The 23,584-nt window shown below is 69.2% G+C and carries 21 protein-coding genes and 1 pseudogene; 3 read left to right on the top strand and 19 right to left on the bottom strand.

Annotation, left to right across the window (positions count from 1 at the left end; genetic code table 11):
• Positions 1-2: 2 nt before the first annotated feature.
• Positions 3-1,982, top strand: a complete 1,980-nt coding sequence (gene mrdA, locus ACN5W5_RS15435; RefSeq protein WP_420049381.1) for a penicillin-binding protein 2 — start codon at positions 3-5, stop codon at positions 1,980-1,982.
• A gap of 42 nt (positions 1,983-2,024) precedes the next feature.
• Here mrdA and ACN5W5_RS15440 read toward each other — a convergent pair whose 3' ends face one another.
• Positions 2,025-3,422 (bottom strand): hypothetical protein, encoded by a 1,398-nt coding sequence (locus tag ACN5W5_RS15440; protein ID WP_420049382.1) that lies wholly within the window; start codon positions 3,420-3,422, stop codon positions 2,025-2,027.
• A 2-nt stretch (positions 3,423-3,424) separates the two neighbouring features.
• Positions 3,425-4,012: a hypothetical protein gene (locus ACN5W5_RS15445; RefSeq protein WP_420049383.1), complete on the bottom strand. Its 588-nt coding sequence runs from the start codon at positions 4,010-4,012 to the stop codon at positions 3,425-3,427.
• Positions 4,013-4,317: 305 nt separating this feature from the next.
• On the opposite strand from ACN5W5_RS15445, the gene ACN5W5_RS15450 reads away from it, so the two are divergent.
• Both ACN5W5_RS15450 and ACN5W5_RS15455 read left to right on the top strand, forming a co-directional pair.
• Positions 4,318-4,512, top strand: coding sequence for a hypothetical protein (locus tag ACN5W5_RS15450; RefSeq protein ID WP_420049384.1), 195 nt, complete (start codon positions 4,318-4,320; stop codon positions 4,510-4,512).
• A 12-nt stretch (positions 4,513-4,524) separates the two neighbouring features.
• The gene (locus tag ACN5W5_RS15455; protein WP_420049385.1) at positions 4,525-4,725 is read left to right on the top strand and encodes a hypothetical protein; all 201 of its coding nucleotides are present in this window, start codon (positions 4,525-4,527) and stop codon (positions 4,723-4,725) included.
• Between the two features lie 19 nt (positions 4,726-4,744).
• On the opposite strand, the gene ACN5W5_RS15460 is transcribed toward ACN5W5_RS15455, so the two are convergent.
• The 17 genes and pseudogenes from ACN5W5_RS15460 to hypB all read right to left on the bottom strand — a co-directional run bounded on the left by ACN5W5_RS15460 (position 4,745) and on the right by hypB (position 23,582).
• The gene (locus ACN5W5_RS15460) at positions 4,745-5,503 is read right to left on the bottom strand and encodes a sulfite exporter TauE/SafE family protein (protein WP_420049386.1); all 759 of its coding nucleotides are present in this window, start codon (positions 5,501-5,503) and stop codon (positions 4,745-4,747) included.
• A gap of 236 nt (positions 5,504-5,739) precedes the next feature.
• On the bottom strand, positions 5,740-7,083 hold the full coding sequence (locus tag ACN5W5_RS15465; RefSeq protein WP_420049387.1) for an ATP-binding protein: 1,344 nt from the start codon (positions 7,081-7,083) through the stop codon (positions 5,740-5,742).
• 1 nt (position 7,084) lies between these two features.
• Positions 7,085-8,542, bottom strand: a complete 1,458-nt coding sequence (locus ACN5W5_RS15470) for a nickel-dependent hydrogenase large subunit (RefSeq protein ID WP_420049388.1) — start codon at positions 8,540-8,542, stop codon at positions 7,085-7,087.
• Between the two features lie 7 nt (positions 8,543-8,549).
• Positions 8,550-9,545 (bottom strand): HupU protein, encoded by a 996-nt coding sequence (locus tag ACN5W5_RS15475; RefSeq protein WP_420049389.1) that lies wholly within the window; start codon positions 9,543-9,545, stop codon positions 8,550-8,552.
• The gene (locus ACN5W5_RS15480) at positions 9,542-10,024 is read right to left on the bottom strand and encodes a hydrogenase maturation protease (protein ID WP_420049390.1); all 483 of its coding nucleotides are present in this window, start codon (positions 10,022-10,024) and stop codon (positions 9,542-9,544) included. Before ACN5W5_RS15480 ends, ACN5W5_RS15475 begins: the two co-directional genes overlap by 4 nt.
• Positions 10,021-11,547 (bottom strand): Ni/Fe hydrogenase subunit alpha, encoded by a 1,527-nt coding sequence (locus ACN5W5_RS15485; protein WP_420049391.1) that lies wholly within the window; start codon positions 11,545-11,547, stop codon positions 10,021-10,023. Before ACN5W5_RS15485 ends, ACN5W5_RS15480 begins: the two co-directional genes overlap by 4 nt.
• The gene (locus tag ACN5W5_RS15490) at positions 11,540-12,073 is read right to left on the bottom strand and encodes an NADP oxidoreductase (protein ID WP_420049392.1); all 534 of its coding nucleotides are present in this window, start codon (positions 12,071-12,073) and stop codon (positions 11,540-11,542) included. The genes ACN5W5_RS15485 and ACN5W5_RS15490 overlap by 8 nt, the downstream gene beginning before the upstream one ends.
• Entirely contained in the window at positions 12,070-12,750 is a 681-nt protein-coding gene (locus ACN5W5_RS15495) for a 2Fe-2S iron-sulfur cluster-binding protein (RefSeq protein ID WP_420049393.1), read from the bottom strand. The genes ACN5W5_RS15490 and ACN5W5_RS15495 overlap by 4 nt, the downstream gene beginning before the upstream one ends.
• Positions 12,747-14,564: an NAD(P)H-dependent oxidoreductase subunit E gene (locus ACN5W5_RS15500; protein ID WP_420049394.1), complete on the bottom strand. Its 1,818-nt coding sequence runs from the start codon at positions 14,562-14,564 to the stop codon at positions 12,747-12,749. Before ACN5W5_RS15500 ends, ACN5W5_RS15495 begins: the two co-directional genes overlap by 4 nt.
• Before the next feature lie 194 nt (positions 14,565-14,758).
• On the bottom strand, positions 14,759-16,219 hold the full coding sequence (locus tag ACN5W5_RS15505) for a sigma-54-dependent transcriptional regulator (protein ID WP_420049395.1): 1,461 nt from the start codon (positions 16,217-16,219) through the stop codon (positions 14,759-14,761).
• Entirely contained in the window at positions 16,216-18,030 is a 1,815-nt protein-coding gene (locus tag ACN5W5_RS15510) for an enoyl-CoA hydratase-related protein (RefSeq protein ID WP_420049396.1), read from the bottom strand. The genes ACN5W5_RS15505 and ACN5W5_RS15510 overlap by 4 nt, the downstream gene beginning before the upstream one ends.
• A 7-nt stretch (positions 18,031-18,037) precedes the next feature.
• The gene (locus ACN5W5_RS15515) at positions 18,038-18,556 is read right to left on the bottom strand and encodes a hypothetical protein (RefSeq protein ID WP_420049397.1); all 519 of its coding nucleotides are present in this window, start codon (positions 18,554-18,556) and stop codon (positions 18,038-18,040) included.
• 180 nt (positions 18,557-18,736) lie between these two features.
• Entirely contained in the window at positions 18,737-19,849 is a 1,113-nt protein-coding gene (hypE, locus tag ACN5W5_RS15520) for a hydrogenase expression/formation protein HypE (protein ID WP_420049398.1), read from the bottom strand.
• Positions 19,846-21,009 carry a hydrogenase formation protein HypD gene (hypD, locus tag ACN5W5_RS15525; RefSeq protein ID WP_420049399.1) on the bottom strand — a complete coding sequence of 388 codons (1,164 nt, stop codon included), beginning with the start codon at positions 21,007-21,009 and terminating at the stop codon, positions 19,846-19,848. Before hypD ends, hypE begins: the two co-directional genes overlap by 4 nt.
• A gap of 122 nt (positions 21,010-21,131) precedes the next feature.
• Positions 21,132-21,338, bottom strand: a pseudogene (locus ACN5W5_RS15530) (HypC/HybG/HupF family hydrogenase formation chaperone); the annotation flags it as partial.
• Positions 21,329-22,480, bottom strand: a complete 1,152-nt coding sequence (locus ACN5W5_RS15535) for a carbamoyltransferase HypF (protein WP_420049400.1) — start codon at positions 22,478-22,480, stop codon at positions 21,329-21,331. The pseudogene ACN5W5_RS15530 and the gene ACN5W5_RS15535, both read right to left, overlap by 10 nt.
• A gap of 4 nt (positions 22,481-22,484) precedes the next feature.
• The gene (hypB, locus tag ACN5W5_RS15540; protein WP_420049401.1) at positions 22,485-23,582 is read right to left on the bottom strand and encodes a hydrogenase nickel incorporation protein HypB; all 1,098 of its coding nucleotides are present in this window, start codon (positions 23,580-23,582) and stop codon (positions 22,485-22,487) included.
• Between the last annotated feature and the right edge of the window lie 2 nt (positions 23,583-23,584).

Consider the following 23,584-nt stretch of genomic DNA (forward strand, 5'->3'; position numbering starts at 1 on the left):
GCATGACTGAGCTGCGCAACGTCGAAGCCGACCTCGCCCAGTTCCGCACCCGGGTGCTGACGGCCGGACTGGCGGTGCTGGTCGCCTTTGGTCTGCTGGCCGCGCGCATGGTCTACCTGCAGGTCATGCGCCATGAGGACCTGCTCGCGCAAGCCGAGAGCAACCGCACCGCCGTGCTGCCGGTGGTGCCCAACCGGGGTCAGATCCTGGACCGCCATGGCCGTGTGCTGGCGACCAACTACTCGGCCTACACGCTGGAGATCACCCCCGCCAAGGTGGAAGACCTGGATGCCACCATCGAAGAGCTGGGCCAGCTGGTGGACATCCAGCCGCGGGACAAACGGCGTTTCCGCAAGCTGCGTGAAGAGTCCCGCAGCTTCGACTCGCTGCCGATCCGCACCCGGCTGTCCGACGAAGAAGTGGCCCGTTTCACGGTGCAGCGCTACCGCTTTCCCGGCGTGGATGTGCGCGCGAGGTTGCTGCGCAGCTACCCCAATGGCGAAGTCGCCAGCCACGTGATCGGCTACATCGGGCGCATCAACCAGCGCGAAAAAGAGTCCATCGAAGAATGGCCCGATGAAGAGCAGGCCAACTACCGGGGCACCGAACACATCGGCAAGCTCGGCGCCGAACAGAGCTACGAGCGCGAGCTGCACGGCATCACCGGCTTTGAGCGCGTGGAGACCTCGGCCGGTGGCCGCGCCGTGCGTTCGCTGGCCAACACGCCGGCCACGCCGGGCAACACCGTGGTGCTGGCGATCGACATCCAGCTGCAGAAGCTGGTCGAAGACATGTTCGGCGAACGCCGCGGCGCGCTGGTGGCGATCGACCCGCGCAACGGCGAGGTGCTGGCCTTCGTGAGCAAGCCCACCTTCGACCCCAATCTGTTCGTCGAAGGCATCGATACCGAAAACTGGAAAGCCCTCAACGAATCGCTGGACAAGCCCCTGCTCAACCGGGCGCTGCGAGGCACCTACCCGCCGGGTTCCACCTACAAGCCGTTCATGGCACTGGGGGCACTGGAGCTCGGCACACGCAGCGCATCCACCGTGATCAACGATCCGGGCTACTGGATGTTCGGCAACCACCGCTTCCGCAGCCACGGCGATGGCGGCCTGGGCGCGGTCGACATGTACCGCAGCATCGTCAAGTCGAGCAACACCTACTACTACTCGCTGGCCAATGAAATGGGCGTGGACACCATGCACGATTTCATGAAGCCGCTGGGCTTTGGCCAGATCACCGGCCTCGACCTCAAGGGCGAGGTGCGCGGCGTGCTGCCCAGCACGGACTGGAAGCGCAGCAACTACAAGCGGCCCGAACAGCAGCGCTGGTACGCCGGCGAGACCATCTCGCTGGGCATCGGCCAGGGCTACAACAACTTCACCATGCTGCAGCTCGCCCACGCCATGGCCACACTGGCCAATGGCGGCATCAAGTACACGCCCCACCTCACGCTCGCCACGGAAAACGTGGTGACCCGGCAGCGCAGCCCCCTGGGGGCGAGTGCACCGGTCAACCTGGGCTACAAGCGGGAGAACATCGACGTGGTGCTGCGGGCCATGCAGGGCGTGACCACCGAAGGCACTTCGACGCGCGTTTTTGCCGGTGCCGGCTACGAGAGCGGCGGCAAGACCGGCACGGCGCAGGCCGTGACCATCGGCCAGAAAGACCGCTACGACGCCCGCAGGCTCGAAGAACACCAGCGTGACCACGCGCTCTATCTCGCCTTTGCACCGGTCAACAACCCCCGGGTGGCGCTGGCGGTGGTGGTGGAGAACGCCGGCTTTGGCGCCGCACACGCCGCGCCCATTGCGCGGCGTGTGTTCGACTACCTGCTGCTCGACCAGTACCCGAATCCGGAAGACCTCAAGGCGGTACAGCTGGGACATGCCGCCGCCCCGATCGGCACTCCGCTCAAGGCCAGCGCGATGCCCTGGCCACCGCTCACGCCGCTGACGTCCCCCGCAACCGCACCGTAGCGATCTTCTGGCCGGGGCCAGGGCCGTGGCGCCTCGACAAACTCACATCGCACGCAGCTGTGGCCCGTGCTGGGACCGCATCCAGCCGGGCTGCATCGCGTCGCGGGGTTCCAGGGTTGCCTGCTGGTCGAGCATCGCCAGCCGCGACAGCGAATCGGCGGCCGGCGTGTTGGCCGCCTGCCGGGCGTCGAGCACACCGTCTTTGAGCACGCCATGTTCGTGCTGGCCAAACCGGATCTGGCCGTTGTTCACCCGCAGCAGGTTGATGCCGCTCAGGCCGTTTTCCCGCGCGCAACGGGCCAACGAACAGACCGTGTTGTCCAGGCCCCGGTCCCAGGGCAGGTGGTGGGTAGCGGCGAGCTGGCGCACTTCGCGCTGGCTGTCGCTCAGCAGCGCCTGGGAGGTCCGTGAGAGCGCCGGCCCGGTGGCCTGCGGTCGGAACGCAGGTGACTGCACCGACGGCGCACCGGCTTCGCGCTCGCGCCGCGCAGGTTCGCCGGGCGGCAGAGGGCCACGCAGGACATCCACGGCATCCAGGACATTGCCCACGGGCCCCCGGCCGACGGCGGTGATGACGCCGCGCATGCCCTGCACATCGCGCCGGTACTCGCCGATGCGCGTGACGTTGTCCTGCGCCCGCTGCACGGTGGCCGGGTCCTCCAGCACGGAGCGGTCGGGTCGGCCGTTGGCGTCCACGCTGGCGAAGTGGTGCATCTTGTGGCTGTCGGCCATGGCGACGGCGGCGGCCGTGGTGGTGGGCGGGGTGAATCCGGTGGCCAGCTGGATGGGGCCGCGACCGCGCAATGGGTCGCTCCAGTGGGTCTTGTTGTCGTAGCCGTGGGCATTCAGGGTCTGGATTTCCTGGGCCGTGGCGTGCACCTTGACCTGGCCGTAATGGGCGCTGGCGGCGCTGACCAGATCGCCGGCCATGACGTGGTTGGTGACCGAACTGCCCCCGGCCGGGATGCGCAGGCCCAGGCTGGTGGCGCCGTAGGCGTTGAAGGTTTCTCCGCGCAGGTCGAAGTGGTGGGCCGTCACCTGCGCCAGCGTGCCGCCGAGGGAGTGGCCGGTGACGGTGATGGGGAGCTGACTCACACCAAACTCGTCCGCTCTGCTCCGAGAGAAGACCATGGCTTGGCGGACAAGGGCGATCGCGTCGGGTGTCTGCAGGTTGGAACGGCTGAGCACCATGCCACCGTCGGCGAGCAGCCCGTCCTTGAAGGCCTCACGATCAAACTCCGTCCCCCGGTGGGCCACGATGATGGCACCGGTGTCTGCGCGTTGGTAAATGGTGCCCTGATAGCCGGTGCTCGGATTGTCGTGATGAGCAAGAATTTTGTATTGGTGTTGCCCAATCTGCACGGGATCGTCGTTGATGCCGGTCACCTTGCGGCTGTTGTATGCGTCTTTCGCAAGATCGGCATGGTCTTGGCTGCTCATGCTCATGGCTGCACTTTCCCAGGTGTCAACGTCATGGAAAACAGGTGACCGCGATCACGCTCCAAATACCGCTCTCGCGTCAGACTTCCTAAGCTAGCCACCCCTCCACTCTCGCTCATGGGGTAATACCTTTTCAAAAAGTACAGCTGCACCGGCTTCTCTGCCAACACCTGATCCGGCTGCAAGCTCGCTCTGAATGAGGACTCAACCGGAGCCCCCGTTGCCATGACCCCTGCGCCCACCCTGACCATCTGCCATTTGCACACCCCATTGCCGTAGTAGTCCTCATCCAGCATGGCATCGAGGTAGACGGTGGCGGCGAAGCTGTCATCGGGGCGCTCGGTGAAGGGCAGCTCCACCGTGTGTTCCGGCTCCCCCCGCACCCCGGCGAAGTCGTTGACGACGTAATTGCAGCCCTTGGCCTGGTACAGCGCGCTCCAGCCCATTTTCTTGAAGGGCCCCGGTGCGTCCTGGAGGGTCAGCACGAGCTCGTAACCCTGCTTGGGCGTGGGGTTGAGGCGATAGAGGTGCTGTTGCGCGGACTTGTCGTTCTTGCCGGCGCCGGGACTCGCTGGGACATCTGGGGTCATCGTGGACTCCGTGGTGGATTGGGGTTGGCAGCCCGTGACCCACAGCGTCAGGCTCAGGCACAAGGCGAATGGCAGTCGGTGTTCGAACAACAAGGGACCTCCTTTGAGAACTTTTGGCCTCAGTCTACCTGCGTTCAGGGGCGCCACCCGGGATGGCCTGCTTTGAACAACGTCTGTGTTCACGCAGCCCTGGTCCCCCGTCATACCTTGGGGAGTGGCTTCCGATGCTTAATTAGCATAACTTATGACATTGGCTTTCATGATGAGCATATTTATAATTAGGGTAAACCCTAGTCCGATACATCATGAACACACCCACCCCATTCCTCTGGTCCCGCGTGACCCGCACCCTCCGCGACTTCTTCAACCGCGCCAGCGTCGGCACATCCGACACGCTGGAGACTTACCTCGGCACGGCAACCAGCCTCTCTCAGCTGGAAGACATGCAGCGCCGTTGGGACCAAGCCCATCTGGGGCACAACAGTTCCGGTGCTTACTGAGCGAGAAATGCCATGCTGAATTTCCTCAAATCCCTGTTCGACATCGAAACGCCCCGGTTCACCACCGGTGCCCGCGTCAACCGTTTCAACAAAGGCAGCATCGACCGCCTTGATGGCCGCGTCGTGGCCCAGACCGATGAAGGTGTGCTGGTCGACTGGCCGCGCTTCGGTTCGGGCTGGGAGCAGCCCCACAAGCTCTGCCAGCAGGTCTGAAGACCCCCCCGGGCTGGGCCTATCGTGCCCAGGCGTCGTAGCCGGTCTTGAGAATCAGCGCCGTGACCACGACGATGAACGCCGCGCGAACGAAGCCGCTGCCGTGCTTGAGCGCCAGCCGCGTGCCGAGCAGGCTGCCGACCACGTTGGCCACGGCCATCACCAGTGCGAAATGCCACCAGACGTGGCCCTTCCAGGCGAACAACATCAGCGCCGCCAGGTTGGAGGTGGTGTTGAGCAGCTTGGCGCTGGCGCTGGCGTGCAGGAAGTCGTAGCCCAGCCAGCGCACGAACAGAAAGACGAAAAAGCTGCCGGTGCCAGGGCCAAAGAAGCCGTCGTAGAAGCCGATGGTGGCACCCAGCGTGGCGGCGGCCATCGCCTCCTGGCGGCCCGTGAAGTGCGGCGTGTGGTGACGGCCCAGGTCCTTGCGGGCCAGGGTGTAGAGCAGCACACCGAGCAGCACCAGCGGCAGCGCGCGGCGCAGAAAATCGGGCGAGATGACCGTCACCGTCCAGGCGCCCAGCATCGAGCCCACGAAACACACGGCCGCCGCCGGCAGCAACGCGCGCCAGGGCATCTGCACCCGCTGCGCGTATTGCAGCGTGGCCACCCCCGTGCCCCAGATCGACGCGCCCTTGTTGACGCCGAACAGCGTGGCGGGGTGGGTGTTGGGAAACACGGCGAACAGCGCCGGGACGAGGATCAGCCCGCCGCCACCGACGATCGAATCGACAAAACCCGCGAACAGCGAAGCAACAGAGACCAGCAACAGTTCCATGTGGGGATTGTCGCCGCCCCCCCTGCGCCGCTGCGCGGCGTCCCCCCGAGGAGGACCACGCCCTGGGACCGGCGAAGCCGGATCCTCGGCGTGCACTGGGTTCAGGCACGCGGGGAACGCCCCCCCTGCGCCGCTGCGCGGCGTCCCCCCGAGGGGGACCACGCCCTGGGACCGGCGAAGCCGGATCCTCGGCGTGCACTGGGTTCAGGCACGCGCTCCGGAGAGGAGAGCGCGCGTCACTGCGCCTTGGGCAGCTCCAGCACGAACTCGGCCCCGCCACCTTCGGCGTTGCGCGCGCTCAGGCGCCCGCCGTGCTGCTCGACGATGCCGTAGCTGATCGACAGGCCCAGGCCCGTGCCCTTGCCCACCGGCTTGGTGGTGAAGAAGGGGTCGAAGATGCGCAGCAGGTGCTCGGGCGGAACGCCGGGTCCGTTGTCGCGCACGCTCACATGCGCCTGTGCGTCTGCGCAGGCCAGGCTCACCCACACACAGGGCGAGGCCACCCCGGGGCCGCCCACGGCATCGAAGGCGTTCTGCAGCAGGTTCATCATCACCTGCTGCAACTGGCCCGCGCTGCCCATCACGGTGCAGGGCGCGCCCGCCTGCCAGCGCACGTCCACCGGCGTCGGTCGCCCCTTTTGCACCCAGTGGATCGCGCGATCGATCACCTCGACCAGGTTCACCGGCGTGCGCTCCTCCGGGTCCATGGCCGAAAACCGCTTGAGCCCGTGCACGATGTCGGCGGTGCGCTGCGCGCCCTCGAGCGTGCCCTCGATCAGCGAGGGCAGATCGCCCAGCAGGTGTTCGATGCGCAGCTTCTGCCGCAGCGCCTGCAGCACCGGCTCGGGCTCGTGCGCGTGCAGCGCGGCCATGTAGGTCTGCAGCCGGTCGCAGTACTTGCGCAGCGCGTGCACGTTGCCGAGCACGAAGCTGATCGGGTTGTTGAGCTCGTGCGCCACGCCGGCCACGAGCTGGCCGAGCGAGGCCATCTTTTCCGAATGCAGCAGTTGCTGCTGGGTGCGCTTCAAGGCCTCGTGTGCGGCGCGCATCTCGTGGTACGCGCGTTTGAGCTCGGCCGTGGGCCGGCCCACCCACACGGTGCCGACACGCCGGCCGTTGGGGCCGATGCGCGGTGTGCAGTTCGCGTCCACCGGCACCGGCTGGCCCGCTCGGTCGAGCAGGTTGAGCTCGATGCCCTGACCGGCGCGCGGTGCATCGCTGCGGTCCATCGCGGCGCGCGCGGCGTCCACGCTGGCGGCGTCGGCCAGCAGGTCGGCCAGGCTGCTGCCGCGCAGCTGGTCTTCGCGCCGACCCACGAGCTCGCACAACGCCGCGTTGGCCTGCTCGATCAGGCCGCGCTCGTCGCACACCACCAGCACGTCCGACATCGAGGTCAGCACGCTGAAGATGAACTGCTGCGACTGCTCCAGCTCGGTGTTCTTCTTCTCCAGCTCGACCTCGTCGTCGATCAGCCGCGTGTAGACCTCGTCCATCTTCTGGATCACGTCCAGCCAGGTGGATTCGTCCACACCTTCCATGGGCGCGGTGGGCAAGGGGCTGGGGGAACGGGGCTTGCTCATGTCAATGCACCGTACAGACCATGCAGGGGTCGAACGATCGCACGATGTGCTGGACAGCAACAGGGGTCTTTTCGCCTTCCCGCACCGGTGCGTCCACCAGCGCCTGCTCCAGCGCACCAGGCGTGCCGGCCGCGTCGCGTGGCGAGAAATTCCAGCTGGTGGGCGCGACGATCTGGTAATTGGCGATGCGCCCGCGCCGCACCACCAGCCAGTGGCCCAGGCTGCCGCGCGCGGCCTCGCTCAGACCCACGCCACTGCCCTCGTCGGGCAGCGTCGTCGGCACGCAGAAGGCCTCGGTCGGGCGCATCGCCTGCAGCCAGTCTTCCATCATCGGCACCACGCGCGCGAGTTCGATCAGCCGCGCCAGCACCCGCGTGTAGACCGTGCCGCCGTGGCGCGTCACGGCGTCGCGCACCAGGGGCATGCCGCTGGCGAGCTGGCGCGCGATGGCGCCGGTCTCGACCACCTCGCCGCCCAGGCGCGGCGCCTTGTTCCAGGTGTAGGCGCCGGGCTTGTCCGGCTCGGGCCGGGTGATGCCGTGCAGCGGGTGCAGCGGCTCGCGTGCGTGGGCCAGCCAGGCGTGGGTGGCGTCTTCGGTGATGGTGTGCGGGTTCAGCGCTTCGACCGTGCCGGCCTGCGAGCGCCACACGCCGCCGGGCAAGGCCCAGCCGCCGCCCGGCTGGGCGTAGGCACCGTAGCTCAGATAGCGCCCAGGACCGGGACCGAGCGTGCCCAGCTGCAGGTCGCGAACCAAGGTGAGGAAGAAGCGCAGATCGCCGCCCAGCGGGTCCTGCGCGTGCCAGTCCCAGAGCGCGGTTTCGCTGGACAGCGAGGCCACGGCTTCGAGCGGCGCGGCGAACAGCTGGCGCTCCAGGAAGCTGCGGAACTCGCGCACTTTCGCCAGCAGGCGCACACGTTCGGCGGCGTCGATGGCACGGGTGGATCCTCCCGGTTCGACCGACTGCGTGTGCGGCCACTTGCCGCCCAACGTGCCCAGCAGCGTGAGCCAGCGCTGGCGCGCCGCCGTGGCCGCACGCACCTGCTCGCCGTGGTCGGGCGCGAAGCGGCGCAAGGCTTCGGCGTGCCAGGGGTGGGCGGCGTAGACCGGACGGGCGAAGTCCGGCATGAAGAACAGGTAGAAGTGCGTCAGGTGGTCGGCCAGGTTTTCGGTCGCCAGGATCAGGTTGGTCGCGTGTTGTCCGTTGGCCGGCATGGTGATGCCGCCCAGATCGGCCAGCGCACGCGCCGACGCCACCGACTGCGACACCGAGCAGATGCCGCAGATGCGCGGCACATAGACCAGCGCGTCGTGCGGCACCTTGCCCTGCAGGATCTGCTCGAAGCCGCGGTACATGGTGGCGTTGACCTGGGCAGAGGTCACGCGGCCGTCAGCGATATCGAGCGAGACTTCGAGATCACCCTCGACGCGGTTGAAAGGACCCACAAGAAGCCGGCTCATGGCGTGCTCATTTCAAGCGTGTCTTGCGAACGGCAGGTTTCACCACGAGGTGATCCGCCACCGCGTTGTTCTTCACCCGCTTGGGCGTGGCGCTCTTGGACAAGGAAGCCAGGGCCACGAACCAGGCTTTGGGCATGTCGGTGGGCAGACCGATCGGGATGCCGGCGAGCTTGGGCGTTTCGTGGAACGGGTGGCCGGGCTCCTGGAAGCCGGGTTCGGTGCAGGCGATGCAGGCGTAGCCGCCGCGCGTGCAGCTGCCCTCGCCGTTCCACAGCCGGGTGTTGCAGTCGGCGTGCACCTGCGTGCCTTTGCAGCCCATGTGCTCCATCATGCAGCCCAGGTCGGAGGGCTTTTCGGCACTGGCCTTGAACTCGTAGTACTCGTTGCGGGTGCAGCCGTGGTGCACCAGCTGGTCGGCGTAGAAACGCGGGCGGTTCAGCGGGTCGAGGTCGTCGGCCGCGAAGCCCTCGGCGGCCAGCGCCATGAGCGTGTCGATCACCCAGCTCGGGTGCGTCGGACAGCCTGCGATGTTGATCACCGGCAGGTCACTGCCCGATCGGAAATCCGCGCCGAGCAGGCCACCGATGCGGTCATCTTCGTATTGCAGGCCACAGGCGTCGGTGGGGTTGTCACCGCCCGCCGTGATGCCGCCCCAGGCTGCGCAGCTGCCCACCGCCAGCACGTGGCGCGCCTTGGCCGCGAGCTCGCGCACCCAGTGGATCATGGGCAGGCCGGTGCCGGCCAGCATGTGGAAACGCCCGCTGCCGTTCGGGCCGCGCAGCAAGGAACCTTCGACGCACAGCGCGTCGAGCCGGGTGCCGCCGTCGAGCACCGAGTGCAGCAGCGCGATCACCTCTTCGCCACTCGCCATCGAGAGCGAGGGATGCCACAACAGGTTCACACCGGCATCGCGCAGGTGGCCCTGGAAATCGGTGGTGTCGGCGCACAGCAGCGACATGCTGCAACCACCGCAGCCGCCGCTTTGAAGCCAGAGCACATTCATGCGGGGATCTCCTCGGTCAGCCCGGCCCACGCCATCGCCCAGGCCAGGGCCAAGGCCAGATCGGCCAGCGCCTGTTCACCCGGCGCTTCACCGAGCTCGAAATGCTGCGCGCGGATGGCGAGCAGCGTGCAGGCTGGCGGCTCGGCGCGTTCCAGATCGCGGTAGATCTGCAGCAGCGCCTCGGGCGCCAGCGCGTGGGTGGTGAAGCCGGCGACCGGCGCGGGCACCACGGTGCTGACCGCAAACGGGGTCTGCAGGCCGACGGCGGCGTCCACAAACAGCACGCGTTCGCGGCCCACGAGGTCCAGCGCGTGCTCGACCTGCAGCTGGAAGTCGGTGAGGCATTCGATCCGCCCCGCCGGCAGCTGCGACCGCGCCCGGTCGGCCAGCTGTTCGACCAGCAGCGGGCCGAGCGCGTCGTCGCCACGGCCCGGGTTGCCCCAGCCGAACACCAGCAGCGGCGCCACCTTGGCAGTCATTGCGCCACCTCCGCCGAATGCGGCCGGGTGCCGCGCACGGTGTCGCCGCGGGACGAGCGGTGCACGTGGTCGAGCACCTCGCCGCGCGCGTCGCGCAGCGTCACCGCCAGCGGCATCTGGCCCAGCGCATGCGTGGCACACGACAGGCAGGGGTCGTAGGCGCGGATGGCGACCTCGATGTGGTTGAGCAGCGGCTCGGTGATGGTCTGGCCGTCGAGGTAGCGCAGCGCGACCGAACGCACCGCCTCGTTCATGGCCTGGTTGTTGTGGGTGGTCGAGACGATCAGGTTGCAACTCGTGACGAGGTCGTCGTCGCCCACGGCGTACTCGTGGATCAGGGTCCCGCGCGGCGCTTCGATGATGCCCACGCCACTGCGCTGGCGCTCGCCGGAGGCGAGCAGCGGGCCGCCGAGGATGGCCGGGTCGTCCAGCAATTGCGCCACCACTTCCACGCCGTGCAGCATCTCGATCATGCGCGCCCAGTGGGTGGCCAGCACCGCGTGCACCGGCCGGCCACCGTGCGCGGCCACGAAGGCCTGGCGCCGCGCTTCGGCGCGGGGCGTGGGGATGAAGTCGCAGTTCTGCACGCGTGCCAGCGGACCGACGCGGTACCAGCCGGCGTCGGGCCCCAGGGCCAGGCGGTAGGGGAACTTCATGTAGGTCCAGGGCTTGACGCCCTCGCCGATCAGCTCGCGGTAGCGCTGGTCTTCGAAACCGTCGACCGCGATGCGGCCGTCGGCCTCGCGCATGCGCAGGCTGCCATCGTAGAACGCCATCGCGCCGCCCGGACCGACCAGCGACATCATGGCCGCCGGGGTGTCGGCGAAACCGACGAGGTGCTGAGGCAAGCCGGTGTGCAGGCGCTCGGCCAGATCGACCGCCGCCTCGGCCCAGGCCAGCACCTGGGGCAGTTGCGCGCGCAGCACATCGCGTTCGGCCACATCCACCGCCCGGTTCATGCCACCAGGCACCGAGCCGGTGCCGTGCACCCGCTTGCCAGCGGTGATGCGGATGCATTCCTGGCCGAACTTGCGCAGCATCACGCCCTGGCGTGCGGCCTCCGGGTGCGCCATTGCGACCCCGACGATGTTGCGCTGAGCAACGTCGGCATCGAAGCCGAACAGCAGGTCGGGAGAGGACAGGTGGAAGAAGTGCAACGCGTGACTCTGCACGATCTGCCCGTAATGCATCAGGCGGCGGATCTTGTCGGCGGCTTCGGGCACGGGCCAGCCGCCGACCACGCGGTCCAGCGCCTTGGAGGCGGCCAGGTGGTGCGAGACCGGGCAGATGCCGCACAGGCGCTGCACCATCACCGGCACCTCCCAGTAGGGCCGGCCGACAATGAACTGCTCGAAGCCGCGGAACTCGACGATGTGCAGCCGCACCTGCTGCACGCGGTTGTCGTCGCCGAGCAGCAGCGTGACCTTGCCGTGGCCTTCCACGCGCGAGACCGGATCGATCACGATGCGACGCAGGCCCTGGGGGTCGGCGGCGGTTTCGAGAGAGCGGGCGGGTTCAGTCATAGCGGATCAGCCCCTTGTTCAGCACGGGATCGCGCCCGGCCATCAGGTCCTGCAGCAGTTGCCAGAACGCGTCGGCCGGTGGCGGACAGCCGGGCAGCGAGTGGTCGATGCGCACCACCTCGTGGACGGGGTGCACCCGGTTGAGCGGCAGCGGAAGTTCGGGGTCGTCGGGCACGGTGCCGTACACCTTACGCAGAATGTCCCCCACATCCAGGTGGTTGCGCCAGGCCGGCAGGCCCCCGGTGATGGCGCAGGCACCCACCGCCACCAGCACCCGGCAGTTGGCGCGGAAGGCGCGCAGCACCTCGACGTTCTCCGCGTTGCACAGACCGCCTTCGATCAGGCCGATGTCGCATGGGCCCACGGTCTTGATGTCTGTCAGCGGCGAGCGGTCGAAGGTGATGTGCTCGATCAGGTCGAACAAGCGCTCGTCGATGTCGAGAAAGGACATGTGGCAACCGAAGCAGCCGGCCAGCGAGACCGTGGCCACGCGCAGCTTGGCGGGAGCGGGATTCTTGGCACTCATCCGCGTGTCTCCGTGTCGTCGAAGGTCCGCTGACCAATGGGCACCGCAAACCCCACCCGTTTGGGCAGCAACGCGCCCACCGGGCAGATGTGGGCGGCGCGGTCGGTCACGGTGAGCGTGCTGTCACCGAGCCGGCCGCTGGCGCTGTTGATCAGCAGGTGTGCGCCAATGCCATGGCCGCCAATGGCGAAGACCTGTTTGCCATCGAGTTCGTCGCTGGCGCGCACGCAGAGCTGACAGAGGATGCAGCGGTTGGGCTCGAACAACACGTCTGGGTGGCTGGCGTCGACCGGTCGCTCGGGGTTGAGGGTCTCGTAATGCAGGTCGGTCATGCCGGCGCGTTCGGCCTGATGTTGCAGCAGGCAATGGCCGCTTTTTTCGCAGCCGGGGCAGAAGTGGTTGCCCTCGACGAAGAGCATCTGCAGCAGGCGCAGCCGCTGCGCGCGCAGGTCGGTGGTGTGGCAATCCACGCGCTGCCCGGCGGCCGCGGCGGTGGTGCAGGCGGCCACGGGCCGACCGTCCAGGTGCACCGTGCAGACCCGGCACGAAGCGCTGGCCGACACGTCGGGGTGCCAGCACAGGTGGGGCACTTCGTGTCCGGCGCGCTGCGCGGCCTGCAGGATGGTGTCGCCGGGTTGCAGTGGGACGGGCTGACCGTCGAACTGGAAAGTGTTCATGCCAGGTGCTCGTTGGAAAGGTGCGCACCCGGGTCGGTGCGCCCGGTCACGCGCCGCGCGGCCGAAAGCTCGGCATCGAGATCGAACTCGGGCTCGAACTGCGCTGTGGTCGTGCGCGACGCGTAGACCTGCCCGAAGTGCGCCAGGGTGTCGCGCAACGGGTTGCAGGCCGAGACCCCGAGACCACAGTGTGTGCCGCTGTGCAGCAGGGTGTCGAGCTCGTGCAGGCGTTGCAGGTCGAAGGCCGAGCCGCGACCGGCGCCGCGGGCCAGGGCGAGCTTGTCCAGCCGCCGCACCACCAGCTCGGTGCCCACGCGGCAGGGCGTGCAGAGGCCGCAGCTTTCGTGCGCAAAAAAGCGGGCAAAGTGGTGCGCCACCTCGAACAGGTCGCGCGTGGCGTTGAAGACCATGAAGGCGCCGGCGCTGGGCACGTCGTCGAAGGCGATGGTCCGGTCGAAGGCCGACGCGGGCACGCAGGTGCCCGAAGGGCCACCCACCTGCACCGCCTGGGCACCCTGGGCGCCGCAGTCGGCCAGGATGCGTGCGATCGGCGTGCCCAGCGGGTATTCGTACAGGCCGGGGCGCTCGCAGTCGCCCGAGACCGAGTGGATCTTGGTGCCGGTGGACGCGCCCGTGCCGATGGCGGCCCACCAGGCGCCGCCCCGCCGAGCGATGTGGGCCACGGCACAGAAGGTTTCGACGTTGTTGACCACGGTGGGGCGACCGAGGTAACCGCGTTCCACCGGAAAGGGTGGGCGGATGCGTGGCGTGCCGCGTTTGCCTTCCAGCGATTCGATCAGCGCCGACTCCTCGCCGCACACATAGGCCCCGGCACCGAGGTGGATGCCGATGTCGAAGTGAAACCCGGCCAGGCCGGTGGCGTTGGCGCCCAGCAGGCCGTTGGCGCGGCGGCGCTCCAGCACGGCTTGCAGATGCGGCAGCAGGTAGCGGTATTCGCCTCGCAGGTAGAGCCAGCCCTGCTGCGCACCGATGGCGCGCGCGGCGATGGTCATGCCATCGAACACCGCATCGGCGTGATCGCTGAGCAGCAGGCGGTCCTTGAAAGTGCCGGGCTCGCCCTCGTCGGCGTTGCAGACCACGCAGCGCTGCGGGCCGCTGGCATCGGCGTCCCTGCAGGCCTGCCATTTGCGCGCGGTCGGGAAGCCCGCGCCGCCACGCCCGCGCAGACCGGCGCGGGCCAACTCGTCGATCAGGGCTTGCGGCTCGCGCACGAGCACGGCGGGCAAGGTCGGCGCATCCGCCGGCAACCCGCTCAGCAGCACATCGGCGCGGTGTACGGTGTTGTCCACGCGGAACCAGTCGGCAGGCCAGTCGTCCACCGGCACCTCGTCCAGCATGAGCGCGGCGAGCGCATCCACCCGCGCGGCGTCGAGGCGGGTGATGACCTGGTGGTGGTTGATCAGCAGCGCCGGTCCCTGGTCGCACAGGCCGGTGCAGGACGCCCGGTCCACGCTGAACCGGCCCTGGGCATCGACCTCGCCCGGCGCCACGCCGAGGCTCTCGCAGAGCCGGGCCAGCAGGGCCTCGCTGCCCAGCATGCGGTCGGTGATGTTGTCGGAGAACAGCACCCGCAGACGACCCACGGGGCGCGTGTGGAAGAAGCGGTAGAACGTGGCCACGCCTTCGACCTGGGCCAGCGGCAGGTGCAAGGCCTGCGCGATGTGCGTCAGCAGGGCGCGCGGCAGCCAGTGGGTCGACGCCTGCGTCTCGCGCAGCACCTGCACGAGCGCGTGCGGGTCGTGGCCCCAGCGGGCCAGCACCGCGTCGACGCGCGCGTGGTGGTCGGGGCTCATGCGATCCGGCGCCGGGCCGCCCCAAGCCGGATCAGCCCCCTCGGGGGGCAGCGACCCGCGCAGCGGTGGAGCGTGGGGGCTCATGGACTCCGGCGCCGGGCCGCCCCATGCCGGATCAGCCCCCGGCCCCGGCATGGACCGGGGCCCATCCCCGTCCTGGGGCAGCGACCCGCGCAGCGGTGGAGTGTGGGGGTTCAAGGTTTGTCCAATCCGAAACGTTGCATCTTGCTACGCAAACCCACACGCGACAAGCCGAGTTCCTGCGCCGCCCGGGTCTTGTTCCAGCGGTGGCGCAGCAGGGTTTCGCGCAGCAGCATGGCCTCGATCACGTCCAGCCGTTCGCCCAGTGTGCCGCTTTGCGGAATGGCGGCGGTGAGGTCGTCGGCCGAACCCGACGCGCGGCCCTGCAGCACGCGGCTGGAAAAGGCGGCGGCGTCCAGCCGGGTGCCGTCGTGCAGCGCCAGTGCGCGCGCGATCTCGTTGCGCAGCTCGCGGATGTTGCCCGGCCACGGATAGGCCACGAGGCAGGCCAGGGCTTCATCGGGCAGGGTCGCGCCCGGGTGCCCGAGTTCGGCGGCCACGTCCAGCACCAGCTGGTGCGCGATGGGCGGGATGTCGGCCACACGCTCGCGCAGCGGTGGCATCGTGATGGTGATGCCGGCGATGCGGTAGTACAGGTCTTCGCGGAACAGCCCGTCGCGCACGCGCTGCTCCAGCTGGCGGTGGGTGGCGGCGATCACGCGCACGTCCACCGGCACCGGGCGCGCGCCGCCCACCGGCCGCACTTCACCCTCCTGCAACACGCGCAGCAGCTTGACCTGAAACGCCGGCGAGGTCTCGCCGATCTCGTCCAGAAACACGGTGCCGCCGCTGGCACGCTGGAACAGGCCGGGGTGGTCTTCGTACGCGCCGGTGAAGGCGCCGCGCTTGTGACCAAAGAGTTCGGATTCGAGCAGCGAGTCGGGAATCGCGGCGCAGTTCTCCACCACGAACGGGGCGGTGAGCCGGGGCGAGGCGTAATGGATGGCGCGCGCCAGCAGCTCCTTGCCGGTGCCCGATTCGCCCAGCACCAGCACCGGGATGTCGTAGCGCGCGGTGCGCTCGGCCATGGCGCAGACGAGGTCCAGCGGGCTGCCCGGTGCGCGCACGATGCGGTCAAAGCCGAAGCTGCTGCGCGCCTGTGCCATCTGCGTGGCCGTGCGCTGGCGCAGCACGCGGTTGCTGGTGCGCAGCTCCAGGTCGAGCCGGCTGGTCTGGCGCTGCAGCGTCTGCGCTTCCACCGCGTTGCGCACCGAGTCGAGCAGGTGGTCGGGCGCCCAGGGCTTGAGGATGTACTGGTAGATGCCGGCTTCGTTGATGCCGGCGATGATGTCTTCTGAGTCGGTGTAGCCCGAGATGACGATGCGCACGGTCTCCGGCCACTGCTCGCGCACCTCTTTCAGGAAGGTCACGCCCGTCATCCCTGGCATGCGCTGGTCGCACAGGATCACGCTCACCGGTTGCCGCAGCAACAGGCCGCGCGCCTCTTCGGCGCTGCTGGCGGTGAACACGGTGAAGTCCTCGTCCAGCGTGCGCCGCATCGCATCCTGCGAACGCACCTCGTCGTCCACCACGAGCACGGTGGGCAGGGCTTCGGAAATGAGGGGTGACGTCACAGCCGGTGCACCGCGAGGTGCCTCGGGGTCCAGGCGTGCGGCTGCTTGTGCACGAAATGGTGACGCGCCACGTGGTAGCTGGGATCGAAGCCGTAGAAGTTGCGGTGCATGCGCGCCAGTTCCTGTTCGCGGTAAAGGGCCAACGGACGACGGGCTTCGTCCTGCGCGCGCCGGGCCTGTTTGGCGGCCAACGCCTCGCTGTGATTGTAGGAGGCGGCCAGGGCCAGCGCGCGCTCCAGACAACGTTCTTCCAGGCCCTCGCGCGGTCCTTCATCGCTGTGGTCGATCAGGCCGATCCGCAGCGCTTCGGCCGCCAGCAGGGGCAGGCGCTGGCCCATCAGGTCTTTCGCGCCGGCCTCGCCCAGGCGGCGCGGCAACAGGTAGGTCCAGTACTCGGAGCCGTAGAGGTTGCCCATGTTCTTGTAGTGCGGATTGAGCACCACGCTGCCGTGCGCCCACACCTGGTCGGCCGCCAGTGCAAGAAAAGCACCGCCCGCGCCCGCGTTGCCGCGCAGCACGCTGACCGTGAGCCGGTCGGTGGTCTGCAGCACACCGAGCGCCACGTCGTTCATGGCCTGGATGTTGCGCCACGAGGCGTCGGCCGCGCTGTCGCCCGGAAGGTGGGCCGCGGCCTCGATGCTGTTGAGGTCGATGCCGTTGCTGAAGAAGCCCTCGCCGCCCAGCAGGAGCAGTACCTGCGTGTCGCGCTCGCGCACCTGCAGCAGCGCGGCGCGCAGGCGCTCGCAGCGCGCGGCGGACATGGCGCCGTTGTAGAAGTCGAAGCTGAGGCAGCCCACGCGCGCGCCCTCGGGGCCGTGTTCGGTGTAGCGCAGCTCGCCCCATTCATCGTCTGGTCGTTTCAGCGGCGCCGGGCGCTGCGGCAGACCCGCCGCCTCCGTCGCAAACACATCGGCCGCCACCCGCTTGAAACTGCGGTGTGCCGGGTCCGTGTCTGGCGGATCGACGCGCCGGGCCTGGCCGATCCAGACGCCGCCGTCCACCGTGCGGCGCAGCAGCGCGCCGTCGCGCACGGCCAGCAAGGCGCCGGGTTCGCCGTCGCTGAATTCGGCCATGGTGGCGACGCTGGCCGGGTGCGCATCACCCAGGTAACAGGGCTGGCCCCAGAGCGCGTCGAGCACACCGGGCTGGCCGTCGCCGCTGCGGAGTTTGGCGAGCACGGTGGCGGTGCTGTCGGCAGCCCAATCGATCGCACGTTCGCTCTGGCGCAGCAGCGGTTGCCATCCATGCCCCCACGCTCCGCCGCTTCGCGGGTCGCTGCCCCCCGAGGGGGCTGATTCGCCTTGGGGCGGCCCGGCGGCGAATCGGAGCGGTGGTGCTTCGCGCTCGCCACCAGCGAAGCGTTGCACGGCGGCCAGCGTGGCCTGCAGCGCGGCCTGCGTGACCTCGCGCCGGTACAGGCTGCCTTTGGTGGCCGGGCGCATGTCAAACGAGGCATGGGCCCAGACCGGGCCGGCATCGAACTCGCCGTTGGCCTGCAGCACCGTCACACCCCAGTGCGGCTCGCCGCGCCAGACCGCCCAGTCCAGCGCCGACGGCCCCTGGTCGCCCGGCGGGCCGGGGTGCACCACAAGACAGGTGACGCGCGACCAGACCGTGGCCGGGATGCGGCGCTTGAGGAAAGGCGCCAGCACCAGGTCGGGCCGGAACAGGGCCACCGCCTCTTCGGTCACGCTGTCGGCGATGTCGAGCTCCACGCTCAGGGTGTGGCCCGCCGCGCGCAGCTCGGCAAAGAGCCGCTGGGTGAGGCTGTTGAAGCTGTGGCAGAGCAGGAGGATGCGCAAGGGATTCATCGGGTGGTCAGATGGCGGGGCGCAACGCCTGCAGCTCGCGCGCAGCCTGCTTGCGCCCCAGGTAGATGGCGAGTTTGGACTCGATGCCGTCCAGCGCGGCGTTGAACTCGGCGACCGTGGGCGCGGCCAGCAGAGCCTGCGCCACCAGCGGTGTGTCGGGTCCGAAATGGTGGCCCAGATAGGCCACGGCCTGGCGGCGCAGCACGTCGAGGCCGGGGCCGGCGGTCGCCGCCTGCGCCGGCACGGAGGTCGGGGCCGAGGCGGCCAGCGGCGGCTGCGCCACGGCAGGTGGTGACGGCGCAGCGACAGGCGGAGCACGCGCCACCACCGGCTCGATCAGCCCCTGCGCCAGTAACGTTTCCAGATGCCCTTGCAGCTGCGGCAGGCCACGCGCCGCCAGCGCGTTCACCGAATCGCTGCCATTGACCATGATCAGCACCGTGCGCGTGGCGGGCGACAGCCCCGCCTGCCGCCGGGCGATTTCGGCCTTGCCGCTTTCGGTCTTCCGAAACACCTGACTCGACATGCCCGTCTCCTCGTCTCTTTTGTTATGGGCTGGCGAAAACAACGACCAACATGCCCCCGTTCCGGAGCGCGTGCAGCGCCCCACCCAGGACACCGCCGGGCCGGCTTTGCCGGACGGCTGGTGTCGCCCCCTGGGGGGTGACGCCGAAGGCGGCGCGGGGGGGTCAACAGTGCACGGGGATCAACAGATCCTTGGCAACTGTTCCCCACTCAACCAGTCCACCACCCGCCTTCCGCCGAAGCGCGTGGCCATCTGCACGAAGTGGTGCGGGTCGGTGGTGACCTCGCCGATGCACGCCGCGTCCTGCCCCAGCGGGTGCGCGCGCATCGCGGCGAGCACCGCGTCGGCGAACTCGGGCGCCACCACCGCGATCAACTTGCCTTCGTTGGCGACATACAGCGGGTCCAGGCCCAGCAGCTCGCAGGCCGCGTCCACCTGCGGCTTCACGGGAATGGCGGCCTCCTGCAGCAGCATGCCCACGCCCGACTGGCGCGCCACCTCGTTGAGCGTGGTGGCAAGGCCGCCGCGCGTGGGGTCGCGCAGCACGCGCACGGCGCCCGGAGCGGCCGCGAGCATGGCGGCGACCAGGGTATGCAGCGCGGCGGTGTCACTCTCGATCGTGGTCTCGAAGGCCAGCGATTCGCGCTGCGAGAGCACGGCCACGCCGTGGTCGCCGATGCTGCCGGAGAGCAGCACCACGTCGCCCGGGCGCGCGTTGCGTCCGCTGATCGAAACGCCCGGTGGCAGCACGCCGACGCCGGTGGTGCTGATGAACACACCGTCGCCCTTGCCCTGCTCCACCACCTTGGTGTCGCCGGTGACCACGGGCACACCGGCCTCGCGCGACGCGGCGGCCATGCTCTTCACGATGCGCTGCAGGTCGATCAGCGGGAAGCCTTCTTCGATGATGAAGCTCGCGCTCAGGTACAGCGGCTTCGCGCCCGACATCGCGACGTCGTTCACCGTGCCGTGCACCGAGAGGCAGCCGATGTCGCCGCCCGGGAAAAACAGCGGCGAGATCACGTGGCCGTCGGTCGCCATCACGAGGCGACCCTGCGCCGGGTCGAAGGCCGGCAGCGCCAGCACCGCGCCGTCGTCGCCCTGGCGCAGGAACTCATTGTCGAAGGCCGCGAGGAACAGCTCCTCGATCAGCTGCGCCGCGGCCTTGCCGCCCGCGCCGTGGCCCATGTCGATGCGGCCGTGCTTGATGTCCAGCGGCCGGATGTAGGCCTTCTTCACCGGCCGGGGCGCGGGCGCTTCGCCGCCGGCGGGTTGCTCGATGTCGGTTCTCATGGGGTGACCTCTTCGGTGGCGGTGGCCGCGACGATGGGAATGTCGCGGAAACGGCCGTAGGTGTAGTGCGCGGCACAGGCGCCTTCGCTCGACACCATGCACGAGCCGACCGGGTTCTCGGGCGTGCAGACGGTGCCGAAGATCTTGCAGTCGGTCGGCTTCTTCACGCCGCGCAGGATGGCGCCGCACTCGCAGGCCTTGTTGTCGGCCACGGGCGTGTAGCTCAGGTCGAAACGGCGCTCGGCGTCGAAGGCGGCGAAGGCCTCGCGGATCTTGAGCGCGCTGTAGGGCACCTCGCCCAGGCCGCGCCACTCGAAGCTGGGTCGCAGCTCGAACACCTCGGACACCAGGGCCTGGGCCTTGAGGTTGCCCTCGGGCGTGACGGCGCGGGTGAACTCGTTTTCCACATGGGCGCGGCCTTCGTTGACCTGGCGCACCAGCATCAGGATCGCCTGCATCACGTCCAGCGGCTCGAAGCCGGCGATCACCACCGGCTTGCGGTACTCCTCGGCGAAGTGCTCGTAGGGCGCGGAGCCGATGACGATGCTCACGTGCGCCGGGCCGATGAAGCCGTCGATGGGCACGGTGCCGAGCTGGCGCACCTCGGGCGATTCGAGGATGTGGGTGATGGCCGAGGGCGTGAGCACGTGGCAGCACAACACGCTGAAATTGGCCAGGCCCTCGCGCGCCGCGTCGCGGATGGCCAGCGCCGTGGGCGGCGTGGTGGTCTCGAAACCGATGGCGAAGAACACCACCTCGCGCTGCGGGTTCGCGCGTGCGATGACCATGGCGTCGGCCGCGGAATAGACCATGCGGATGTCGCCGCCGCGCGCCTTGGCCCTGATGAGCGAGAGACTGTCACTGGCCGGCACGCGCATGGTGTCGCCGTAGGTGCAGACGATGGCGCCACGCTCCAGCGCGAGGCGGATCGCGAGGTCGATGCGGCCGATGGGCAGCACGCAGACCGGGCAGCCCGGTCCGTGGATCATGCGCACATTGGGCGGCAGCAGCTCCAGCACGCCGTAGCGGCTGATGGCGTGTGTGTGGCCGCCGCAGAACTCCATGAAGCTGTAGCGGCGGTCCGGGTGCGCTTCGGCAGCGATGCGGGCGCCGATCTGGCGGGCGAGCTCGCCGTCGCGAAATTCGTCGATGTATTTCATGACAGCACCTCCGCCCCCACGCTCCCCACTTCGTGTGGTTCGCTGCCCCCCAGGGGGGCTGACCCCGCTTGGGGCGGCCCGGCGCTGGGTCCCATGTCTGCACCTCCGTCGTTGATGGCCTGCATCTCGGCAAACAAGGCCAGGGTTTTTTCAGCCTCCTCGGGGTCGATGACGCCGATGGCGTGGCCCACGTGCACGATCACGTAGTCGCCCACCTGCACGTCGGCCACGAGGGCGATGGAGATTTCCTTGCGGATGCCGCCGAGGTTGACCACGGCCTGGTCGTTGGGGCGCAGCTCCACCAGCTGGGCGGGAATGGCTAGGCACATGGTTCGGTTTCCTTCGTGGTGTGTTCTTGTGAGGCGCTCGCGGCCAGCTGCTGGACGGCGGCCCAGGCCTGGCCGAGCGCGAGGCCGGCGTCGCCGCAGCCCTTGTCGAGCGGCCGGTGCACGCGCAGTTGAGCGGCCTGCAGGCGTTCGGTCACGCGCTCGCGCAGGATGCGGTTGAAGAAGCAGCCGCCGCCGAGGCACACGTCGCGGCTGCCGCGCTCCGAGGCAGCGCGGACAGCCCAGTCGGCCAGCGTGTCGGCCAGCGCCAGGTGGAAGCCCGCGGCGGCGGCGTCCGCGCCATCGGGGCCGGCGTCGAACAGCGCGGGCATGAGGCCGCGCAGGTCGACGCGGTTCTGCGCGTCAATGACGGCGCCGGGCAGCGCGGTGGTGTCGGGATGCGCGGCGAGCCAGCGCGCGGCGGCGGCTTCGAGCGCGATGGCGGCCTGGGCTTCGTCGGTCTGGCGCACGCTCAGGCCCAGCGCGCCGGCCGCCGCGTCGAACCAGCGGCCGGTGCTGCTGGTGGCCGGGCAGTTCAGGTTTTTGGCCAGCATCTGCTGCACACCTGCGGCCACAGGCTCACCGACCTGTGATGCAAAGTGTGAAGGAATCTGATCGCCCTGGCCGAGCGCATGCAGTGCACTCGCCGCCATGCGCCAGGGCTCGCGCGCGGCGCGGTCGCCGCCGGGCAGCGCCAGCGGCACCAGGTGGCCCAGGCGCTGCCACTGCGCGCCGTCCACCCAGAGCAGTTCACCGCCCCAGGCCTGGCCGTCTGTACCCAGGCCCACGCCATCGAGCGCGAGGCCGATGACAGGGCCTTCGATGCGGTGTTCGGCCACCACGGCCGCGATGTGCGCGTGGTGGTGCTGCACACCGATGGCGGGCACGCCGAGCGCGGCGGCGAGCTGCACCGCCAGCTGGGTGCTGAAGAAGTCGGGGTGCAGGTCGTGCGCCACCGCCGCGATGGGCGCGCCGTGGCCGGCCAGCAGGGCCTCCACCGAGGCTTCGAGCGCGGCGCAGGCCGCCGGATCGCTGAGGTCACCGTGCACCGCCGACCAGACCGGTGCGCCATCCACCAGCAGGCAGGCGGCGTTCTTCAGCCAGGCGCCGCAGGCGAGCACGGTGGGCAAAGGCGCGGTGTTCATGGCGTCAGAGCGCGGTGTCGGCGGAGAGGGGGGTTTCGCCGCGGGGCCGCCCCAAGGCGAAACCAGCCCCCTCGGGGGGCAGCGACCCGCGAAGCGGCGGAGCGTGGGGGTTCAATGCCGCGCGGGCTTGCGCGAGCTCGGCTTCGAGCTGCGCCACACGATCTCGCAGCGCCGCTTCGGATGCCGAGGGCGTGGGCTCTTCGGGGTGGTGATGACCGTGGCCCATGGCGTGGTCCAGCCAGTGCAGCCAGGCGTCCATGCCTTCGCCGGTGGTGGCCGAGAGCTGCAGGATCTCGATGGTGGGGTTCACGCGCCGGGCGAGTTCGATGCAGCGCGCCACGTCGAACTTCACGTGCGGCAGCAGGTCGGTCTTGTTGAGGATCATGAGTTGCGCCGCCGCGAACATGTCGGGGTACTTGAGCGGCTTGTCTTCGCCCTCGGTCACCGAGAGGATGGCGACCTTGGCCGCCTCGCCCAGGTCCCACACGGCGGGGCAGACCAGATTGCCCACGTTCTCGATGAACAGCAGGCTGTGTGTTTCGTCATGGTGGTGGTGATCGTGCGAGTGGCCGTGCCCGTGACCGTGGTGGTCATGGCTGTGATGACCGTGGTCGTGCAACTGTGCAAAGGCTTCGCTCACCATGGGCGCGTCGAGGTGGCAGCCCTTGCCGGTGTTGACCTGGATCGCGGGCGCACCGGTGGCGCGGATGCGGTCGGCGTCGAAGCTGGTCTGCTGGTCGCCTTCGATCACGGCGACGCGCAGGCCGGGCGCGTGGGTCTTTAGGGCTTCGATGGTGGCGCAGAGCAGCGTGGTCTTGCCCGAGCCAGGGCTGGACACGAGGTTCAGCGCGGTCACGCCGTGCGCCTCGAAGTGCGCGCGGTTCTGCTGCGCCACGCGGTTGTTGGCGCCGAGGATGTCGGTCTCCAGCTTGATGGCACGCGCCTGGCTCATGCCGGGCACCGAGACGCGGGCCGCGCCGGTACCGAAATGCAGGTCGCCGTTGCCGGGGTTCACCTGCACCACACCGGCCTCACCCGCGTGGGTCTGGATGTGCCGGGCATGGGCCGGGCTGTTGTCACTGCATCCACATACGACACACATGT

The sequence above is a fragment of the Hydrogenophaga sp. ZJX-1 genome, assembly GCF_048590325.1.
Taxonomy (GTDB): Bacteria; Pseudomonadota; Gammaproteobacteria; order Burkholderiales; family Burkholderiaceae_C; genus Hydrogenophaga.

Bases quoted from the DNA above. Each gene is read 5' to 3' on its own strand.
- hypD (WP_420049399.1), bottom strand. From the start codon at position 21,009: ATGAAATACATCGACGAATTTCGCGACGGCGAGCTCGCCCGCCAGATC.
- mrdA (WP_420049381.1), top strand. From the start codon at position 3: ATGACTGAGCTGCGCAACGTCGAAGCCGACCTCGCCCAGTTCCGCACC.
- ACN5W5_RS15450 (WP_420049384.1), top strand. From the start codon at position 4,318: ATGAACACACCCACCCCATTCCTCTGGTCCCGCGTGACCCGCACCCTC.
- ACN5W5_RS15500 (WP_420049394.1), bottom strand. From the start codon at position 14,564: ATGAGCCCCGACCACCACGCGCGCGTCGACGCGGTGCTGGCCCGCTGG.
- hypE (WP_420049398.1), bottom strand. From the start codon at position 19,849: ATGAGAACCGACATCGAGCAACCCGCCGGCGGCGAAGCGCCCGCGCCC.
- ACN5W5_RS15440 (WP_420049382.1), bottom strand. From the start codon at position 3,422: ATGAGCAGCCAAGACCATGCCGATCTTGCGAAAGACGCATACAACAGC.
- ACN5W5_RS15515 (WP_420049397.1), bottom strand. From the start codon at position 18,556: ATGTCGAGTCAGGTGTTTCGGAAGACCGAAAGCGGCAAGGCCGAAATC.
- ACN5W5_RS15475 (WP_420049389.1), bottom strand. From the start codon at position 9,545: ATGAATGTGCTCTGGCTTCAAAGCGGCGGCTGCGGTGGTTGCAGCATG.
- ACN5W5_RS15465 (WP_420049387.1), bottom strand. From the start codon at position 7,083: ATGAGCAAGCCCCGTTCCCCCAGCCCCTTGCCCACCGCGCCCATGGAA.
- ACN5W5_RS15445 (WP_420049383.1), bottom strand. From the start codon at position 4,012: ATGACCCCAGATGTCCCAGCGAGTCCCGGCGCCGGCAAGAACGACAAG.
- ACN5W5_RS15485 (WP_420049391.1), bottom strand. From the start codon at position 11,547: ATGACTGAACCCGCCCGCTCTCTCGAAACCGCCGCCGACCCCCAGGGC.
- ACN5W5_RS15480 (WP_420049390.1), bottom strand. From the start codon at position 10,024: ATGACTGCCAAGGTGGCGCCGCTGCTGGTGTTCGGCTGGGGCAACCCG.
- ACN5W5_RS15470 (WP_420049388.1), bottom strand. From the start codon at position 8,542: ATGAGCCGGCTTCTTGTGGGTCCTTTCAACCGCGTCGAGGGTGATCTC.
- ACN5W5_RS15460 (WP_420049386.1), bottom strand. From the start codon at position 5,503: ATGGAACTGTTGCTGGTCTCTGTTGCTTCGCTGTTCGCGGGTTTTGTC.
- ACN5W5_RS15510 (WP_420049396.1), bottom strand. From the start codon at position 18,030: ATGAATCCCTTGCGCATCCTCCTGCTCTGCCACAGCTTCAACAGCCTC.
- ACN5W5_RS15490 (WP_420049392.1), bottom strand. From the start codon at position 12,073: ATGAGTGCCAAGAATCCCGCTCCCGCCAAGCTGCGCGTGGCCACGGTC.
- ACN5W5_RS15495 (WP_420049393.1), bottom strand. From the start codon at position 12,750: ATGAACACTTTCCAGTTCGACGGTCAGCCCGTCCCACTGCAACCCGGC.
- ACN5W5_RS15455 (WP_420049385.1), top strand. From the start codon at position 4,525: ATGCTGAATTTCCTCAAATCCCTGTTCGACATCGAAACGCCCCGGTTC.
- ACN5W5_RS15535 (WP_420049400.1), bottom strand. From the start codon at position 22,480: ATGAACACCGCGCCTTTGCCCACCGTGCTCGCCTGCGGCGCCTGGCTG.
- hypB (WP_420049401.1), bottom strand. From the start codon at position 23,582: ATGTGTGTCGTATGTGGATGCAGTGACAACAGCCCGGCCCATGCCCGG.